General features: G+C 56.1%; 11 protein-coding genes and 2 pseudogenes. 6 read left to right on the forward strand and 7 right to left on the reverse strand.

What is annotated here, in order from left to right:
• Positions 1 to 294: 294 nt before the first annotated feature.
• Positions 295 to 2,955 (reverse strand): bacteriohemerythrin, encoded by a 2,661-nt coding sequence (locus HYN24_RS06310; protein WP_117608458.1) that lies wholly within the window; start codon positions 2,953 to 2,955, stop codon positions 295 to 297.
• Positions 2,956 to 3,252: 297 nt separating this feature from the next.
• Here HYN24_RS06310 and HYN24_RS06315 point away from each other — a divergent pair, with 297 nt between their 5' ends.
• On the forward strand, positions 3,253 to 4,719 hold the full coding sequence (locus HYN24_RS06315) for a bacteriohemerythrin (RefSeq protein ID WP_117608459.1): 1,467 nt from the start codon (positions 3,253 to 3,255) through the stop codon (positions 4,717 to 4,719).
• 119 nt (positions 4,720 to 4,838) lie between these two features.
• Positions 4,839 to 5,105, forward strand: a complete 267-nt coding sequence (locus HYN24_RS06320; RefSeq protein ID WP_162888618.1) for a hypothetical protein — start codon at positions 4,839 to 4,841, stop codon at positions 5,103 to 5,105.
• A 66-nt stretch (positions 5,106 to 5,171) separates the two neighbouring features.
• On the opposite strand, the gene istB is transcribed toward HYN24_RS06320, so the two are convergent.
• From istB to HYN24_RS06340, 4 genes and pseudogenes are all read right to left on the reverse strand, one after another.
• On the reverse strand, positions 5,172 to 5,948 hold the full coding sequence (istB, locus tag HYN24_RS06325) for an IS21-like element helper ATPase IstB (protein WP_117607374.1): 777 nt from the start codon (positions 5,946 to 5,948) through the stop codon (positions 5,172 to 5,174).
• Positions 5,938 to 7,461 carry an IS21 family transposase gene (istA, locus tag HYN24_RS06330; RefSeq protein ID WP_117607375.1) on the reverse strand — a complete coding sequence of 508 codons (1,524 nt, stop codon included), beginning with the start codon at positions 7,459 to 7,461 and terminating at the stop codon, positions 5,938 to 5,940. Before istA ends, istB begins: the two co-directional genes overlap by 11 nt.
• A 188-nt stretch (positions 7,462 to 7,649) precedes the next feature.
• A pseudogene (locus HYN24_RS06335) lies at positions 7,650 to 8,171 on the reverse strand (IS3 family transposase); the annotation flags it as partial.
• A 32-nt stretch (positions 8,172 to 8,203) separates the two neighbouring features.
• Positions 8,204 to 9,308 (reverse strand): annotated as a pseudogene (locus HYN24_RS06340) (IS3 family transposase).
• Between the two features lie 465 nt (positions 9,309 to 9,773).
• Here HYN24_RS06340 and HYN24_RS06345 point away from each other — a divergent pair.
• Positions 9,774 to 11,168 (forward strand): transposase, encoded by a 1,395-nt coding sequence (locus HYN24_RS06345; RefSeq protein ID WP_117608461.1) that lies wholly within the window; start codon positions 9,774 to 9,776, stop codon positions 11,166 to 11,168.
• A 272-nt stretch (positions 11,169 to 11,440) separates the two neighbouring features.
• Here HYN24_RS06345 and HYN24_RS06350 read toward each other — a convergent pair whose 3' ends face one another.
• Positions 11,441 to 13,075 carry a methyl-accepting chemotaxis protein gene (locus HYN24_RS06350; protein ID WP_117608462.1) on the reverse strand — a complete coding sequence of 545 codons (1,635 nt, stop codon included), beginning with the start codon at positions 13,073 to 13,075 and terminating at the stop codon, positions 11,441 to 11,443.
• Positions 13,076 to 13,262: 187 nt separating this feature from the next.
• Between HYN24_RS06350 and clpB the strand changes: the two genes are divergently transcribed.
• The gene (gene clpB, locus HYN24_RS06355) at positions 13,263 to 15,851 is read left to right on the forward strand and encodes an ATP-dependent chaperone ClpB (RefSeq protein WP_117608463.1); all 2,589 of its coding nucleotides are present in this window, start codon (positions 13,263 to 13,265) and stop codon (positions 15,849 to 15,851) included.
• Complete coding sequence (locus HYN24_RS06360) at positions 15,802 to 16,623, forward strand: DUF1684 domain-containing protein (protein ID WP_117608464.1); 822 nt, start codon at positions 15,802 to 15,804, stop codon at positions 16,621 to 16,623. Before clpB ends, HYN24_RS06360 begins: the two co-directional genes overlap by 50 nt.
• Here the strand turns inward: HYN24_RS06360 and HYN24_RS06365 are convergent.
• The gene (locus HYN24_RS06365) at positions 16,612 to 17,739 is read right to left on the reverse strand and encodes an alanine--glyoxylate aminotransferase family protein (RefSeq protein ID WP_117608465.1); all 1,128 of its coding nucleotides are present in this window, start codon (positions 17,737 to 17,739) and stop codon (positions 16,612 to 16,614) included. The genes HYN24_RS06360 and HYN24_RS06365 overlap by 12 nt on opposite strands.
• A 117-nt stretch (positions 17,740 to 17,856) precedes the next feature.
• Here HYN24_RS06365 and HYN24_RS06370 point away from each other — a divergent pair, with 117 nt between their 5' ends.
• A complete protein-coding gene (locus HYN24_RS06370) occupies positions 17,857 to 19,140 on the forward strand; it encodes a Glu/Leu/Phe/Val dehydrogenase (protein ID WP_117608466.1) in 1,284 nt (427 codons plus the stop codon).
• Positions 19,141 to 19,146: the final 6 nt, after the last annotated feature.

Genomic DNA, 19,146 nt, shown 5'->3' on the forward strand with positions numbered 1-19,146 from the left:
AAGGATGCGAAGCGTTTTGGTCTCACGGTGGCAACAGATACCACACGGCGTTTATGAGGTCCTTTGCCAAGACGCTCGATGCTATAGACGGCAGCAACCGATGAATCCAAGGACATATTCCTGTGGTTGCCCAAAAGGCATCCCAATGGGTGCTCAGGCGGAGTTGCTCGCGTCAGCTTTCCGGCGTGGTTCAGATTCAAGCGGTCGTGGACGACCTCACCCAATCGACCAAAACCGGCCATGCACAGCGGCAATCCAGCTTGAAATGTGGGGGGCGTTATCCAAAGTGCAGCTTCACTCTAGGGGGCCATCCGAAAGAAGAAAGCTAAAAGTCTCCCAATCAACAGCCTTGGAGTAGAGGTATCCCTGACCGTAATCACATCCAGCATCGGCGATCAGGCGATTTTGCTCTTCCGTTTCGATACCCTCGGCAACAACTTGGATACCCAATTTATGCGCCATAACAATCATTGCTTCGCAGAGAGCAAATTGGCTTGAGCCTGCAGTGAGATGCATAACGAAGGAGCGGTCAATTTTGATGAAATCAATAGGGAACCGCTGCAAATAAGAAAGGGAAGAATATCCCGTGCCAAAATCATCTAAAGAAATAGACATCCCTCGCCGACGCATCTCAAGCATACGATCGAGTACCTTTGGCTGATCTCCCATCAAGGTCCCTTCGGTAATTTCGATTGCCACCGTTTCTCCGGGGATGCCCAATTCTGCAAGAAAGGTGAACCAGCCATGTGGATCGGCATCTGCCTGATCACATTCATCCTTAAACTGGATCGGCGACTTATTAATACCGATCTGAAAATTGGGGACAGTTTGACGCCAGATGGCAGCCTTTGAGGCTGCTTCACGGAATACCCAGTTTCCGATTTCGACGATTAACCCGCACTCTTCCGCGATCGGGATGAAAGTTGCTGGACTAATTGCCCCGTGAACGGGATGCTGCCAGCGCAACAAGGCCTCCGCTTTAACGATCTGCCTGCTATGTAAATCAACGATAGGCTGGTAATGCACCGCTAACTGGCCTGTCGTCAACGCCTGGCGAAGTTCGTTGGCCATCCGTGTGCGAATCTGAGCCCCCTGTTGCATAAAAGCAGCGTAGTAGGCATGGCGATTGCGTCCGAGATTTTTGGCCTGATACATAGCCTGCTCGGCGTTGTGGAATAAGGTCTCTGAATCATCCCCGTCATCGGGTGCCAAGGTAATACCAATGCTGCCAGTGGCAAACACGTTTTCATTATTGATGACAAACGGTGACTCAAATTGCTCCAGCAACGCTTCGGTACACCGGTCAATTTGTTGCAAGTCAGAAATGCCGGACAAAATTATGACGAATTCTCCACCGCCAAGACGGCCGAGCACCCCATTGTTACCCAGACAACTTTTCAATCGCTCGACCATTTGCCGGATCAGTCCATCGCCACCCTTTCGGCCAAAAACGGAATTGACATCACGCAAGCGCTCAAGATCGAAAATCAGCAAGGCTACCTTGTGATTAGTGTCCAAGAATGACGAGGTAAGATGCTGTGTCAAACGATCAATCATCATGTAGCGATTAGGCAGGTCTGTCAGTGCATCAAAATTAGTCTGGCGCCAAATCGTTTGATCACGCAGTTTCCTTTCCGACAAATCGCCAACTAGGCAGATACGGTAATTGGGAGACCCATCTGGGTTCGACACCGTATTCAACTCGAGATAAACCGGGGCGCTTTCACCATTTGAACGGGCCATCCAGATCTCACCCGACCAAGCCCCCGATACCGCCAGACGACCAGAGAGAACTCCAGGCAACTCGCCCAAACTATCTTCCTTCCATAGATCAGACATTGAATGACCGAGTAATTCCTCGGATCCGAAACCGGAAAGTCGCTGAAATGCAGGGTTGATTGCAATAATTCGTTCATTCTGGTCAACGACCACCATGCCTTCATTGGTGTTCTGAAAAAATATCATCGCCAGTTCACGTTCGGTGACATCGGAATGCGTACCAATCATGCGTAGCGCCAGACCGCTGGCATCCCGCGCTGTAACCTTGCCGCGGGTCAATACCCATGACCACAAGCCATTCGGGTGCACGACACGATGCTCATTAACAAACGAGGCACTTCTTCCTTCCAGGTGGTCTTTTAATGCAACTCGTACCCGACCTATATCATCGGGATGAATCTTTCCGCTTTCGCCATCAACACCCACATTAAGAAAATCAAGAATGGTGCTGCTTTGCGTTGAGCGGAAGATCTCATCATTAACGATATCCCAATCCCAGACGCCATCTCCGGCGCCATCGAGAACAAATTTCCAGCGATCTTCACTGGCCTGCAGCGCCTCTTCAGCCCGCCGGCGCTCCGTTCGTTCGCGAAGTAAGTCAAGAGTCCGGGCAGACAGGCTGTCATACATGGCTAATACCGTATCGATCAGCACCTTCATGGCACCGCTCATTTCGAGATCAGCTTTTTTCTTTGCTGCCTCGATGTCCAACCCACTCTGCAAGGCATGAACAACCCATGCCATACGGCGGTCACTGTCAAGAATATGGTAGGCGAGCCAGTGCGTCAGGAAACCCAGTAGATCTCCAATGACTTCGTCATGGTTTGCAAGGTTTGACCGGTTATTCCGCCATGCGGTTACCTTTTCAACAAAGCCATTGTGAACTTCCTGATGTGCAGAAAACGAAGGGTCTCCGGCAATAAACGAGTGCCATATTTGTTCCTCCGTTTGGAAGTGATAATTGACATAGGCGGCCAAATGATCAAATACCTCATTCAGTGTCAATTCAGACGCTTTGTCCGCTACGTGAGCCGCTAGCCGATTAATCAAGGCCACAAGTTGCCGGTGCTGATTGTCTATGGTCTGAATGCCGGTTTCGAGGTTTTTGTTCCATGGAAAAATCTCGAACTCTTCCAAACCTTGATCTGCCTTGCCCTGATTCACTTCACCAAACATTGAAAACCCCTTTGCTGTTTAGGCCTGAATACCGGTGGCCAAAATTATCCGACCTAAGTTCAATGTCACAACTATGGACGTAGTGGATTCCAGCGAAGCTTCACTCTACCAAGTCGAATTAGCCTCGTCGTCACCTCATGGGGTGATGTGTGGGGTCACATGAACTCCTACAATTAAGTTGGCTAAAAAATTTTTCGGAACGCACGAAACCATCGACCGCCTTGTTAACTCATCCGATTCCGTTTGTGGCCACGACGAAACCGGACTCTTCCCCTGGTAATTTGTTTCAACAATTCAATGACTGATCCCGGAACACCCAACGTTATTTTCCCTTGGAATGAGAACTTTGCCATCGGGATTGCCATTGTCGACGAACAGCATCATCGACTAGTTGAATTGCTGAACTCGCTTGCCAGCCATCTAGCCTATGGTTCCGATGCACTCGAGTTGAATCGGGTATTTGAAGAACTCGCTGACTATGCCGTTCATCACTTCAGAACCGAGCAAGCAATTTGGGATAAGTGGCTGCCGCATGATGAAATGAGCGTTGCACACAACCAAACTCATCAGAACTTTGTAGCTGATGTGCTCAATGTTAAGGCAGAGATTCAGTATAAGAGCGACGATCAAGTTATTGATGGCATCGTTTCTTTCCTCACTCATTGGCTTGCCTTCCATATTCTTGAGGACGACAAGCACATGGCGAAAATTGTTCTTTCGCTAAAGCAGGGGCTGTCGTTGCAGGACGCCAAGAAAAGAGCCTGTAGCGAGATGAACAGTGCGATGCGAGTCATGATCGAGACAGTGCTTAGCATGTACGACAGCCTATCAATACGGACCTTGCAGTTGATGCGTGAGATTGCAGAACGCCAGCGCGCCGAGGCCAGGCTGAGTTTGTATAAGAGTGTGATAGAAAATACGTTGGAAGCGATCGTTGTTACCGATGCGGAGTGCCGGATTCTCGATACCAACCCCTCATTCTGTGATGGGCTAAATCGGCAACACGAGGACTTGGTCGGGCAAAGCTTGATCGAAGCCATGCCCGCCATGTTTACTACTGATCGGCAAGAAGAAATCCTTCAGGTGGCTCGAGAAATGGGACATTGGGCAGGCGAGGTCTCTGGCCGCAACGAGAACAGCGTACTAGAGTCGGTGTGGCTGACACTGTCTGCCGTCAAGGACCCTCTCGGCGATATCAATCATTTTATCGGCGTGTTCTCGTCTGCCTCCCAATTGCTAGAGCGACAGCGCAACCTTCTTGATGCAGCCAACCATGACACGTTGACCGGGCTGCCAAATCGAAGGCTGCTTATGGACAGACTAGCTCAGGCTATGATCCGCAGCCAGCGGAGTAAGAAAATGGTCGCAGTGTGCTTTTTGGATCTTGATGGCTTCAAGCAAATCAACGATTCGATGGGGCATGAGGCGGGTGATCTGGTTCTCAAGAATGTAGCCACAAAACTGACCGAAGCCTTGCGCGGCCAAGACACAATCGCACGCTTGGGCGGTGACGAATTTGTTTTGCTGCTAGAGGAGATCGCCTCTAGAGATAGCGTCGAAAGGCTTCTGGAACGAATCCTGATTGCTGTCGCTGAGCCTGTCCAGATCAATGACGTTTTTGCCGCTGTGTCTGTGAGTATCGGGGTCACTCTTTTCTCTGGCGACGATGCCACACCTAAAGAGCTACTTCGACACGCAGACGAAGCCATGTATATGGCTAAGAAGCATGGTAGGAACCAGTATCAATTCTTTCAGATAGCGTAACGCTCCGACTGCCTAGTTAGGCCGGCTCCAAGCTGACTGAGTTATAGGAAATCAGGTGCAGTCTTGGCGTCACCCCGCGAGGTGATGTCGAGACAAATGTTACTTGCTAGAGTGAAGGCTTGGGAGAGCCAATCAACTTAAAACGTTGTGAATTCGGCTCTCATTCATTATCTGGTTATTGCCGAAAGCCGTTGAATAAAATGGTCGCCACCGCTGCGAGCGCTACTGCACAACTACCTGACCTTGCCACTCAAATGCGAACGGAAATTCGGGATATTGGTATTCCGCCTCGTCCTACAATATTGCAGGACATTGATAATGAGATGGCCAAGGATGAACCTGACTTCATCAGGTTAGCTAAGATCATTGGTTCTGATGTGTGTTGAGTTGCACGTAAAACTGACCCGGGATTTGCACTGAAATCTGACCCACCCGATGAGCCTCAGTATGGCTCAAGTCACAGATGGATTTCTAGTCTTCACCTCCTTGCTAACCTTGGTTGAACTGTTCCTGAAACGGTAACTTTCGTTGCCCGTTTCGACGATATGGCAGTGATGAGTCAGCCGGTCGAGCAGTGCAGTAGTCATCTTCGGATCGCCAAAGATGCTGGCCCATTCAGAGAAACTCAGATTGGTCGTGATGATCAGGCTGGTCTTCTCGTAGAGCTTACTCATGAGATGGAACAGCAAAGCACCACCGTTCTGACTGAACGGTAAATAGCCCAGTTCATCAAGGATCACTAGATCAGCATGCACCAGACGGTTGGCAATCTGCCCCTGCTTGCCTGACTGCTTCTCCTGTTCCAGAGCGTTGACCAAATCGACCGTCGAGAAGAAGCGGACACGCTGATGAGCATGCATGATGGCCTGCACACTGATGGCGGTGGCCAGATGGGTCTTGCCGGTGCCTGGCCCACCGATGAGCACAACGTTGTGAGCTGAATCCATGAACTCTCCACGGTGGAGATGGCGCACCAGAGCCTCATTGGCGACACTCTGCGTGAAATCGAATCCCGACAGATCACGGTAAGCAGGGAAACGGGCAATCTTCATCTGGTAATTGACCGAGCGGACCTCTCGTTCAGCCAATTCGGCCTTGAGCAGGCTGTCCAGAATTGATTGTGCATTCAGATAGGCCGGCGAACTCTGGGCAGCCAGTTCCTCAATGGCTTGTGCCATACCGAAGAGCTTCAGGGATTTCAAAGTAGTGACCATGGCCTCAGGCAACATGACGCACCTCCCGCAGACTGTCGTAACGTGTGACGTTGGCGAGCGGTTCAATCTTCAGCACCAGTGCCTGAGGCGCATCAATCGGCGCCGGTGGCGGCAACTCCACCAATCGCCCAAGCAGATTGAGCACATGCTGCTTCGAGGGAACGCCTGCATCGAGGGCCATCTCGACCGCCGTCAGTACCGCTTGCTCATCGTGATGTAGAACCAGGGCAAGAATCTCGACCATCTCCCGGTCACCACCTGGCCGCTTCATGAGCGACGACTGGAGGCGCTTGAAGCCATCGGGGAATTCTGCAAAGGGCGCACCATTCCTTAAAGCGCCCGGCTTACGTTGCAAGACCGAAAGATAGTGGCGCCAGTCATAGATGGTTTGACTTGAATCGTGATGGCGGCGATCAATCACGCGCGAATGCTCGGCGATCACGTTACCTTCTGCTGCTACGACGAGATGATCGGCGTAGACCCGCAAACTGACTGGCCGATTGGCAAATGAGGCCGGGACGCTATAACGGTTACGCTCGAAGTTGATCAGGCAGGTTGGTGAGACACGCTTGGTATGTTCGACGAACCCATCGAAAGGGGTTGGCACTGCCATCAGTAGAGCCAGTTCATCGGCCCAGGCGTCTGCGACCGTGCCGGGCAATTCAGGGTGTCTCAATTCTTGCCACAGCGTCAGACATCGCTGTTCCAGCCAGGCATTGAGGGCATCCAGATTCTCGAAGGCCGGCGCACCCTGCCAGATGCGATGTCGGGAGTCCTGAACATTCTTCTCGATCTGCCCCTTCTCCCAACCAGAGGCTGGATTGCAGAACTCGGCCTCAAATAGGAAGTGGCTGACCATGGCCTTGAAACGGGTGTTGATGTCCCGAGCTTTGCCTTTCCGGATCCGATCCACCGCCGTCTTCATATTGTCGTAGATGCCGCGCCTTGGAACGCCACCTACCACCCGGAAGGCGTGATTATGGGCATCGAACAGCATCTCGTGGGTCTGCAACGGATAGGCCCGCAGGAAGAACGCCCGGCTGTAGGAGAGTTTCAGTTGGGCAACCTGGAGTTTGGTTTTTACCCCGGCAATGACCGCCCAGTCTTCGCTCCAGTCGAACTGGAAGGCTTCTCCCGGCGCGAAGGTCAAGGGAATGAAGGTGCCACGCCCGGTTGTCCCGGCAGCTTCCTGCTGAGCTTGTCGCCAATGCCTGGCGAAGGCGGCGACCCGGTCATAGGAGCCTTCGTAGCCCAGCGAGCATAGATCGGCATAAATCTGCCTGAGATTTCGCCGCTGCTTGCGACTCTTCTTCGACTCCGTCTTCAACCATGCCGCCAGCTTCGGCGCAAACAGGTCGAGCTTGCTCGGGCTGTGTCGCTCGGGATACTTCGGTTCGACGATGCCGGTGCTCAGATACTTTCGGATCGTGTTTCGGGATAACCCCGTTCGTCTGGCTATTTCACGGATGGCCATGCCATCGCGCAGGTGCCAGCGCCTGATTACGCTTAATAACGCCACGTCGATCACTCCTGATTCCCCCGCTCGTTCCCCGAGCAGGTCAGTGTCTATACGTGGGTCAAAATTCGATGCAAATCTATGGGGCTAGTGGGTCAGTTTTACGTGCAACTCAACATGATGTGGCTCTTGCGGCAGGATTGAGGTGCCCCCAGATTTAGTGCCAAGGGCATTTTAGTAAAAGTCCTTGGTTTGCACTGCTAAAGACATCCTTTTCCGACGGGATCATCGGGATCACTGGATCGGTGCTTGGCCGCAAACTCTGCCGGCGTCAGGTAATCCAGTGAGCTATGTGGCCGATGCTGGTTGTAGTCTCGGCGCCAAGCGGCAATCAGGATACGAGCCTGGGGCAAGCTCGTAAACCAATGGTCGTTCAGGCACTCATCCCGGAACCGGCCGTTGAAGCTCTCGATGAACGCATTCTGCGTCGGTTTGCCAGCCTGGATCAGCTTGAGCTGCACGCCGTGCTGGTAGGCCCATTGGTCCAACGCCTTGCCGGTGAATTCCGGTCCCTGATCAGTCCGGATCGCCTTGGGATAGCCCCTGAAACGCGCAGCCTGATCGAGCACCCGGGTCACGTAATGTCCCGATATTCCGAAATCGACAGCGAGATCGATGGCCTCCTTGCTGAAGTCATCGACGATGGTCAGCACCTTGATCCGGCGGCCATTGGCTAATGCGTCACTGACAAAATCCATCGACCAGACCTGGTTCGGTGAGGACGACGCCCCCCCGTTTTCAGTAGCAGTAGGCTTTAGAGTCCGGGGTTAATTTAACCGATTTCTGGGCAAGTGATCTGGCATAAGCAGCAGGGGTCATTCCGCCAAGGGATTTCTTGGGCCGCTCCTCGTTATATTCCCGCCGCCAAGCTTCGATGATGACTTGGGCGTGGCGCATGCTGGTGAACCAGTGTTCATTCAGACATTCATCGCGGAAACGTCCGTTGAACGATTCGATATAGGCGTTCTGGTTAGGTTTGCCTGGCTCGATGAGGAACAACTGAACACCACGGGCATGCGCCCAGGTCAGCATGGCCCGGCTGCAGAACTCCTTGCCGTTATCGGTTCGGATCGCCTTGGGGAGTCCCCTCGTCTTTGCCAACTGGTCGAGAACACGGGTTAGTTGCAGACCGCCCAGTGCTCGTTCAGGAACAATGGCCACAGCTTCATGAGTCGCGTCATCGACCACGGTGAGATTCTTGATGACACGTCCTTCTGCTGTCCGATCGAACACGAAATCCATCGACCAGACCTAGTTGGCCGCCAAGGGGCGTTCTAAGGGATGCCGGTCGGCCGCCGGGATTTTCTTCCGCTTGCGCCTTCTCACTTGCAGACCTGCCTCGGCATAGAGCCGATCCACCCGCTTGTGATTCACGACCTCTCCTGCCTGACGCAGCTTCAGATAGATCATCCCAGCCCCGTAGCGCCGGTGGCGCTGAGCGAGCGTGATGATCCTTTCTTTCAAGGCGGTATTGCGATCCATCACCGGCCGGTACCGGAAAGCGCTCGGGCTCATGCCAACGAAACGGAGTGATTTCCGCTCGCTGAGTCCCTTGTCGATCAGGAAGCGCACCAGATCACGTCGTGACGGTGCGCTCACCACTTTTTTCGCAGGGCCTCTTTCGCAATCTCGTTCTCCAGCAGAGATTCCGCAAGTAAGCGCTTGAGCCGGGAATTCTCCAGCTCCAGTTCCTTCAGGCGCTTGGCATCTGAGACGCTCATCCCGCCAAACTTGCTGCGCCAGAGGTAGTAGCTGGCTTCCGAGAAGGCGTGTTTGCGGCAAAGCTTCGCAATAGGCATTCCTGCCTCTGCTTCACGCAGAAAACCAATGATCTGTTCTTCAGTGAATCGCTTCTTCATGTCCAATCTCCTTGATGGTGGGATTGGACTCCAAAGTCACGTGCTACTCAATTCCGGGGGGACGTCGGTACATCTATAATGTAAATGGTCGAAGATTTGATGAAGTCTGCTGACCAAGCCGTCTACATAGTCAAACGAAATATACGTAATCGTGTTGAGTTCGTAGGTGGTTACTCCTACATGGATAACCCCTTTAGCTGTTTATTTCGGTTACCGAATACCGGACATTAAAATCACCTGCGCCACCCAGTTTGGATACCAGCCTCGAAAGGTCGGTTGTGGCCGCTTGGGTGAGGTCGCCAACGTCCGCTTCCGAGAACTCCAGTTCGAAAAACACCGGTTTGGCTGAGCGGCCGCTATCGGGAAACTGCGATGACCGGAATGGGCATATTCTGTTGAAAAACACCCCGTAGGGAAGGCTGCCTGGTGAAATATGCGTATCGCATACGCATTGATGGTGCCGTGATGATGGGTCAACAGAGCGGAAGTCAGGATCGACTGTTTTATTCGTTTGACCTGGAAAGTTTCGTTCCTCCGAATCATCTATTGCGAGGCATCGACCAATGCCTCGACCTTGGCGGGCTTCGCCAGCGTCTGGCCAGTCACTACAGCCATACAGGGCGTCCTTCGATTGCCCCTGAACTGATGATCAGAATGCTGATCGTCGGCTACTGCTATGGCATTCGTTCTGAACGGCGCCTGTGCGAGGAGGTTCATCTCAATTTGGCTTATCGGTGGTTCTGCCGATTGGGTCTCGAAGATGCCATTCCAAACTACTCGACATTCTCAAAAAATCGACATGGGCGATTCCGGCAGAACGGAACCTTTCGCTGGATATTTGACGAGGTGGTGCGCGGCTGTATGGCCGCCGGTCTTGTGCGGGGAGAAGGATTTGCTATAGATGCCAGTATTGTGGCGGCCGATGCCAGTGGTCAGCAGGGCATCCCTAAGGGTGAGCCGCTACAGTGGGGTGATCCCACCTCAAGAACCCACGCGGTGCGCGAGTATCTTGAGGCACTCGATAGCGAGTTGCCCGGTACGCCAGCACCCCGCAAGATATCGATCAGCGACCCCCAATCCCGTTGGACGGGCGCCGAAGGCGGCGTACCGTACTATGCCTACTCGACCAACTATCTGATTGATACTGCTCACGGGGTCATTCTCGACGTGGAAGCGACGCCGGCCTATCGAACCGCAGAAGTCGAATCTACCAAGCTCATGATTGACCGCGTCGAATCTCGGTTTAACCTAGTTCCGGATCGCCTGATTGCCGACACGGCTTACGGTACTGCGCCAATGTTGGCCTGGATGGTCGAAGAGAAGGGCATCGAACCCCACATCCCCCTTTGGGATAGATCAGAGCGTCATGACGGCTCCTTCTCCCGCAGTGACTTCCAGTGGGATGAAGCCGCCAACGAGTATCGCTGCCCTGCAGGCAAGGCGCTGCGTTGCGACTGGCGCCAATTCAAGAATCCACGTACGCGCATCACGAAAGCCGACACCATTCTCTACAAGTCACGACAATCCGACTGCGCGGCATGCCCCATGAAAATATCTTGCTGCCAGAACACCCCCTTTCGCAAGATAGCCCGCAGCATTCATGAGGCGGCGCGAGATGTGGCACGCCAGGTTGCCAAGACTCAGGAATATCAACAGTCACGTCGCGAGCGCAAAAAGGTCGAGATGCTCTTTGCTCACCTCAAGCGCATTCTGAAACTTGATCGCCTGAGGTTACGGGGGCTATCTGGTGCAACTGATGAATTTACGCTGGCCGCCCTCGTGCAAAACTTGCACCGCATGACCAAGTTGCTCTGGTCATCACATAGGATAGATGCGCCTAAAAATTACCAAATGGCATAAATAAGCGAGCAAATGTACCTTTAGCACGCGATTTCACTCTGTTTAATGCCTAAATTTCATCAATCACCGGAATTTCGGCCAACAATCTCGGCCATTAAATCGGGTTTTTCAACAGAATAGGCACGTAGGAGCAACTCAGCCCTTTCCCCCAGCAGCAAGTAGCGATCCGTCTCTGCTGTAACGCAGCATGGCCGGAACCTGCCAGTCACTGAGCGGGTCACCTGAAACAAAATCGGGGAGCCGTAGCTCCCCGATCATGCTTTGCTTGCCACTCAGGTCTTGAACTGGGATACGGTTTCCCGCAGCGAGCTGGACAGGGCCTGCAACTGGCGGGCCGCGTCGGCTGTCTGACGGACGGCGGCGGCGCTTTCTTCGGACATCTGGGCGATGGTTTCGAGCTTCTGGGCGATTTCGTTGCTGGCCATGCTTTGTTCGGCAATCGAGTCGGAAATGCCATTGACCACGGCCGTGACGCGCAACGCGCCGTCGCGGATGCGGTTGATCGAGTCGCCGGCCTGGTTGGCCAGTTGGACGCCGTTGCCAACCTGGCGGACGCCATCCTGCATGCTGCTGACGGCACTGCGCGTACCGTTCTGGATCTTGGCCACCATGTCTCCGATTTCCTTGGTCGAATGACCGGTGCGCTCGGCCAGTTTGCGCACCTCGTCGGCGACCACGGCAAAGCCGCGGCCCTGTTCGCCGGCACGGGCAGCTTCAATGGCGGCATTGAGGGCGAGGAGGTTGGTCTGGTCGGCAATTTCCTTGATGGTATTGACGATGGAGGTGATCTGGTCGGATTGATGGCCGAGGTCTTCGACGATGATCGATGAGGCCTGTACCGCCTCGGAAATCTTGCGCATTTCGCTGGCAGCGTTGTGGATGACGGCGGCACCATCTTCGGAAAGGGTGCCGGCAGTCTGCGAGATGCTGTGCGCCTCGCCGGCATTTTCCTTGACCTGATCGATGCTGACGGCCATTTCCTCGACACAGGCGGCCATCGACGAAGCAGCATCGCTTTGCTGGCTGGCACGCTCGGCGACCTGTTCGGAGGCTTTGAACAACTGGTTGGCTGCGCCGGAAACCTGCTCGGCATTGGCGACGATGCCGGCGATCATGGTACGCAGGGTTTCCTGCATGGTGCGAATGTTGGCGAGCAGGCTGTCTTTGTCATTGGCCGCACAGTCGACCGGGGTGGCCAGATCACCGGCCGCGATGCGCTTGGTGATGGCCGAGGCTACGGCAGGGTCGCCACCCAGCGTTTTGATAATGTTGTTGGAGAGCAGCAGCAATGAAATGGCGATGAAACCGGCAATCCCGAGGCCCCAGATCAGCAGCTTGACAGCGTCGCTGCGGAACTTGGCTTCGACATCGTCGACGTAGATTCCCGAACCGATGACCCAGCCCCAGGGTTCGAACCCCATGACGAAGGAAATTTTGGGTACGCCTTCTTCTGCGCCCGGTTTGGGCCAGAGATAGTCGACGAATCCCGAACCTTTGGCCTTCACCGTCTTGTTGAACTCAACAAACAGCAGCTTGCCGTTCTTGTCCTTGATCTGGTCGAGTTTCTTGCCTTCCAGTTCGGGCTTGATCGGGTGCATGACCATGACGTCCTGGAGGTCGTTGATCCAGAAGTACTCGACCTTGTCGTAGCGCATGCCGCGAATGGCTTCCGCCGCAGCCTTCTTGGCATCTTCCACCGACAGTTGCCCGTCGCGGGCGCGCTTTTCGAAGTGGGCGACGATGCCGTGGGTTGCTTCGACAAGGTTGCGCACCTTGGCCTGGCGATCGTCGAGCATCTGGTTCTTGCCGTTGATCAGCAGTGCCGAGAACAGAATAGCTAGTGCGACGACCGTCATGGCGGTCATCGCAAGAAGTTTGCCGCGCAGGCTTATTCCTTGATTGGCCATATTTCACCCTCTTTCGCAGATGTGGCGAATGGTTCAAATTTGATATTTATAAATTTAGCACAATACGTTTATGCGAAAAGGATTTTGTTGTGTTCTGGCGTGGAAATCTATTTCCCATCCGGGTTGAAATTCGGGCAAAAGGCCCCATCTTTCCGATAACCGAAAATCAGTATCCGGAGAGTTAACCATGCGTCTCGATAAATTCACGACCAAGTTCCAGCAAGCCCTGTCCGATGCCCAGAGCCTGGCTATCGGCGGTGACCAGCAGTACATCGAACCGCAGCACCTGTTGCTGGCCCTGCTTAACCAGGATGACGGTGGCACGACGTCGCTGCTGGCCCGGGCCGGCGTCAATGTGCCGGGTCTGAAGCGCGACCTGGAGCAGGCCCTGACCCGTCTGCCGCAGGTTCAGGGCCATGGCGGCGATGTCTCCATCGGGCGCGATCTGACCAACCTGCTCAACCTGACCGACAAGGAAGCACAAAAGCGTGGCGACCAGTTCATCGCCAGCGAAATGTTCCTGCTCGCCCTCTGCGACGACAAGAATGAAACCGGCCGTATCGCCAAGCAGCATGGCCTTGGCCGCAAGTCTGTCGAGGCGGCGATCATGGCCGTGCGCGGCGGGCAGGGCGTCGATTCGCAGGAGGCCGAAGGGCAGCGCGAATCGCTCAAGAAATACTGCATCGACCTCACCGAACGCGCTGCCCAGGGCAAGCTCGACCCGGTGATCGGGCGCGACGACGAAATCCGCCGCGCCATCCAGATCCTGCAACGACGCACCAAGAACAATCCGGTGCTGATCGGCGAACCGGGCGTTGGCAAGACCGCCATCGTCGAAGGCCTCGCCCAGCGCATCATCAATGGCGAGGTGCCGGAAACGCTCAAGGGCAAGAAGGTGCTGGTCCTCGACATGGCCGGCCTGCTCGCCGGCGCCAAGTATCGCGGCGAATTCGAGGAACGTCTCAAGGCCGTGCTCAAGGAGGTCTCGCAGGAGGCCGGGCGCATCATTCTTTTCATTGACGAGCTGCACACCATGGTCGGGGCCGGCAAGGCCGAGGGCGCGATTGATGCCGGCAACATGCTCAAGCCTGCCCTGGCGCGCGGCGAGTTGCACTGCATCGGGGCGACGACGCTCAACGAATACCGCAAGTACATCGAGAAGGATGCAGCGCTTGAGCGGCGCTTCCAGAAAGTGTTGGTCGAGGAGCCGAGCGTTGAATCGACCATCGCCATCCTGCGCGGCTTGCAGGAGAAATACGAACTGCACCACGGCGTCGATATTACCGACCCGGCCATCGTCGCCGCAGCCGAGTTGAGCCACCGCTACATCACTGACCGCTTCCTGCCCGACAAGGCGATTGACCTGATCGACGAGGCGGCGGCGCGCATCAAGATGGAAATCGACTCCAAGCCGGAAGTCATGGACAAGCTTGACCGCCGCATCATCCAGCTCAAGATCGAGCGCGAGGCGGTCAAGCGCGAGAAGGACGAAGCCTCGAAAAAGCGTTTCGGCCTTATCGAGGAGGAAATCGCCAAGCTCGGCAAGGAATACTCCGACCTCGAGGAAATCTGGAAGGCCGAGAAGGCGCAGGTTCAGGGCTCGGCCCACATCAAGGAAGAAATCGACAAGCTCAAGGCTGAAGTCACCCGCCTGCAGCGCGAAGGCAAACTCGACAAGGTGGCCGAGCTGCAATACGGCAAGCTGCCACAACTCGAAGCGCAGCTGAAATCGGCCGAAAAGGCGGGTGAGGGCGAGGGCAGGAAGAATATTTTGCTGCGCACGCAGGTTGGCGCCGAGGAAATCGCCGAGGTGGTCAGCCGCGCCACCGGCATTCCGGTCAGCCGCATGATGCAGGGCGAACGCGAGAAGCTGCTGAAGATGGAAGAACGGTTGCACAAGCGCGTCGTCGGGCAGGATGAAGCGGTTCGTCTGGTCGGTGATGCGATCCGTCGCTCGCGCGCCGGTCTGTCAGACCCCAATCGCCCCTACGGTTCCTTCCTCTTCCTCGGCCCGACCGGCGTCGGCAAGACCGAGCTGTGCAAGGCGCTGGCCGAGTTCATGTTCGACGCCGAGGATCACCTGATCCGCATCGACATGAGCGAATTCATGGAAAAGCACTCGGTTGCCCGCCTGATCGGCGCGCCGCCGGGCTATGTCGGCTACGAGGAAGGTGGCTATCTGACCGAAGCGGTGCGCCGCAAGCCGTACTCGGTGATCCTGCTCGATGAAGTCGAGAAGGCCCACCCGGACGTCTTTAATGTGCTGCTGCAAGTCCTCGACGATGGCCGGATGACCGATGGTCAGGGGCGTACCGTGGATTTCAAGAACACGGTCATCGTCATGACCTCCAACCTCGGTAGCCAGATGATCCAGCAGATGTCGGGCGACGAGTACGGCGTGATCAAGATGGCGGTGATGGCTGAGGTGAAAAACTACTTCCGGCCGGAATTTATCAATCGCATCGACGAAGTCGTCGTTTTCCATGCCCTCGATGAAAAGCACATCGCCGGCATTGCGAAGATCCAGCTTGGCTATCTCGAAAAGCGCCTCGCCCAGCTCGACATGGGCCTCGTTGTGGACGACAGCGCCCTGGCCGAACTGGCCCAGGCTGGCTTCGACCCGGTATTCGGGGCGCGGCCGCTCAAGCGGGCGATCCAGCAGCAGATCGAGAATCCGCTGGCTAAGGCCATCCTCGAAGGCAGGTTTGCTGCCAAGGATGTCATCCATGTCAGCTGCGATCCGGCTACCGGCGGGATCATGCGCTTTGCCAAATAAGGCTTTTGCCGACTGGCGGCAGGCCAGGCACGATGAGCTGGCCGCCCCTGGCAGCTGGCTCGGGCTGGCCGGCCTGTTTTGGCTGGAGCCGGGTGTGAACCGTGTCGGCAGCGCTGCAGAAGCGCTGGTTCGCCTGGCCGATGGACCGGCGCATCTCGGCGATCTGGTCTGGCAGGATGGGCGAGTGCTGTGGCATCCGGTGTCCGGTGACGCATGTGAATTGCAAACCGACAGCGCCGGAAAGGCGACGGTGGTCGACGTCGAAAACTGGTCGTTTTTTATTGTTGACCGCGAGGGCAGACTGGCGGCCCGTCTGCGTGACCGGGACTGGGCAAGGCATCGGCCTTTTGCCGGGGTGGACTATTTTGATGTCGACCCGGCGTGGCAGATCGAGGCCGACTGGCAGGCACTGTCGCCGCCGATCACGATGGAAGTACCCAATGTGAGCGGCGATCTGAAAAGCGTCGAGGTGGCTTATCAGGCGGTGTTCGAACTGGCCGGACAAAAGGTCCGGCTATTGCCGATGGCGGTCAGCGATCAAGACGTTTTTTTCGTTTTTCGTGACCGGACAAGTGGCAAGGAAAGCTACGGTGCCGGGCGTTTCTTGAAGACAGAGCCCGCTGCTGAGGGAAAAATCCGCCTCGACTTCAACCGTGCCTACAACCCACCCTGCGCGTTCACACCCTTCGCCACCTGTCCGCTGCCGCCGCCGGAAAACTGGTTGTCCTTTCCGGTGACGGCTGGCGAAATGAAATATCGTTCAGGCGAGTGAGTCCAGCGCCTTCTTGAAGTTGTCGACGGTTTGCGCCGGGTTGTGCAGTTTTTCCAGCCCGAACAGGCCGAGGCGGAAGGTGCGGAAATCGGCTGGTTCATCGCATTGCAGTGGCACGCCGGCGGCGGTCTGGACACCCTGGGCGATGAATTTCTTGCCGGTGTGAATGTCCGCGTCGGTGGTGTAGCTGACCACCACCCCGGGAGCCTGGAAGCCTTCGGCGGCAACGCTCGGGTAGCCCTTGGCAACGAGCAGTTCACGGATGCGACGGCCAAGTTCGACCTGCTCCTGGCAGACCTTGTCGAAGCCGTAGGCTTCGGTTTCCAGCATGACATCGCGCAGGGTGGCCAGCGCATCGGTCGGCATTGTCGCGTGATAGGCATGGCCACCGTTTTCGAAAGCTTCCATGATCTGCAGCCATTTTTTCAGGTCGCAGGCGAAACTGGTGCTGCTCGTCGCGTCGATATGGGCGCGGGCGCGTTCGCCAAGGGCGACCATGGCGCAGCATGGCGAGGCACTCCAACCCTTTTGCGGGGCGCTGATCAGCACGTCGACGTTATTGGCCGCCATGTCGACCCAGATGGTGCCGGAGGCAATGCAATCGAGCACGAACATCCCGTCAACCGAACGAACCGCCTCGCCGACAGCACGCAGGTAGTCGTCGGGCAGGATCATGCCCGATGAGGTTTCGACATGCGGTGCGAAAACGACTTCCGGGCGATGTTCGCGGATGGCGGCGACCACCTCTTCGATCGGTGCCGGCGCGAAGGGGGCCTGACTACCAGTACCGACCTGGCGGGCCTTGAGCACGATGCTTTCGGCCGGGATGCGGCCCATGTCGAAAATCTGCGTCCAGCGGAAGCTGAACCATCCGTTGCGGATGACCAGTACCTTGCGCTGGGTGGCGAACTGGCGCGCCACGGCTTCCATGCCGTAGGTGCCGCTGCCGGGTACGATGATCGCGGCCTTGGCGTGGTAAACCTTCTTCATCAGGCGCGAGATGTCCTTCATGACGCCCTGGAAGCGTTGCGACATGTGATTCAGGGCACGATCGGTATAGACCACCGAGTATTCAAGCAGGCCTTCGGGATCGGGTTGCGGCAGCAAAGCGGGCACAGGAACTCTCCGGTTAAACAATATTTTTGAGAGCATACCTGCAAGCCCGGTTGGCGCGCTAGTCAGGAGACGCTCATTGCGCGACACTGATGAAAAATCGGTCGCCAAGGAGTCGCCATGAACACACCTCAATTGCCTTCCTATCTTTCCAAGGAAAATATTGGTCCCTGGCATATTTTCCTGCAACAGGTGGAACAGGTTGCGCCGCTGCTCGACCAGTCCCTGTGGCCCTGGGTCGATACGCTGCGCCATCCCAAGCGCTCGCTCATCGTCGATGTGCCGATCCGCCGGGACAATGGCGTGGTCGAGCATTTTGAAGGCTATCGCGTGCATCACAACACCTCGCGTGGGCCGGGCAAGGGGGGTATCCGCTTTCATCAGGACGTGACCCTGTCGGAAGTAATGGCCCTGGCCGGCTGGATGACCATCAAGAATGCCGTGGTCAACGTGCCCTTCGGCGGCGCCAAGGGTGGGGTACGGGTCGATCCGCGCCAATTGTCGCTGTCCGAACTGGAGGGTCTGACCCGCCGCTACACCAGCGAGATCAGCGCCATGATCGGGCCGGACAAGGATATCCCGGCCCCTGACATGAATACCAATGCCCAGGTCATGGCCTGGATGATGGATACCTATTCGATGGGCGAGGGGCGCACGGTCACCGGTGTGGTCACTGGCAAGCCAGTGTCGCTCGGCGGTTCGCTCGGTCGTTCAGATGCCACCGGGCGGGGCGTTTTCGTTACCGCTCGCGAGGCCGGGCGTCGCCTGAACGTGCCGATCGAGGGGGCGCGGGTGATCGTGCAGGGCTTCGGCAATGTCGGCGAGGCCAGCGCCCGTATCTTCGCCCAGAACGGTGCCCGGGTGATTGCCATCCAGGATGTCAGCGGCACGGTAGTTAATGAGGCCGGGCTTGATGTCGTCGCCCTCAAGGCTTACCTGACCGAGCACAAGACCTTGCTGGGTGCCCCCGGCACCGAGACGATCAGCAATGACGATTTCTGGGCAATTCCTTGTGACTTCCTGGTGCCGGCTGCGCTGGAGTCGCAGATCAACCGTTACAACGCCGAGCGCATCGCTGCTCGTATTGTGGTTGAGGGGGCCAATGGCCCGACGACGCCGGAAGCCGATGTCATCCTCGCCGAGCGCGGCATTGTCGTGGTGCCCGATGTGCTGGCCAATGCGGGTGGAGTCACGGTCAGCTATTTCGAGTGGGTACAGGATTTCTCGAGTTTCTTCTGGACCGAGGATGAAATTTACAGCCGCCTCGAACGGATCATGTCGGAAGCCTTCAACGCCATCTGGCAGATGGCCGCCGACCGCAAAATGCCGCTCCGCTCGGCGGCCTTCGTCATCGGTTGCAGCCGGGTGCTGGAAGCACGCGCGATCCGCGGCTTGTATCCGTGATGTGCT

This window comes from Dechloromonas sp. HYN0024, from assembly GCF_003441615.1.
Lineage (GTDB): Bacteria > Pseudomonadota > Gammaproteobacteria > Burkholderiales > Rhodocyclaceae > Azonexus.

Coding starts and splice junctions, on each gene's coding strand:
- HYN24_RS06315 (WP_117608459.1), top strand. CDS start 3,253: ATGACTGATCCCGGAACACCCAACGTTATTTTCCCTTGGAATGAGAAC.
- HYN24_RS06360 (WP_117608464.1), top strand. CDS start 15,802: ATGTCAGCTGCGATCCGGCTACCGGCGGGATCATGCGCTTTGCCAAAT.
- istB (WP_117607374.1), bottom strand. CDS start 5,948: ATGTTGCCTGAGGCCATGGTCACTACTTTGAAATCCCTGAAGCTCTTC.
- HYN24_RS06310 (WP_117608458.1), bottom strand. CDS start 2,955: ATGTTTGGTGAAGTGAATCAGGGCAAGGCAGATCAAGGTTTGGAAGAG.
- HYN24_RS06370 (WP_117608466.1), top strand. CDS start 17,857: ATGAACACACCTCAATTGCCTTCCTATCTTTCCAAGGAAAATATTGGT.
- clpB (WP_117608463.1), top strand. CDS start 13,263: ATGCGTCTCGATAAATTCACGACCAAGTTCCAGCAAGCCCTGTCCGAT.
- HYN24_RS06345 (WP_117608461.1), top strand. CDS start 9,774: ATGATGGGTCAACAGAGCGGAAGTCAGGATCGACTGTTTTATTCGTTT.
- HYN24_RS06350 (WP_117608462.1), bottom strand. CDS start 13,075: ATGGCCAATCAAGGAATAAGCCTGCGCGGCAAACTTCTTGCGATGACC.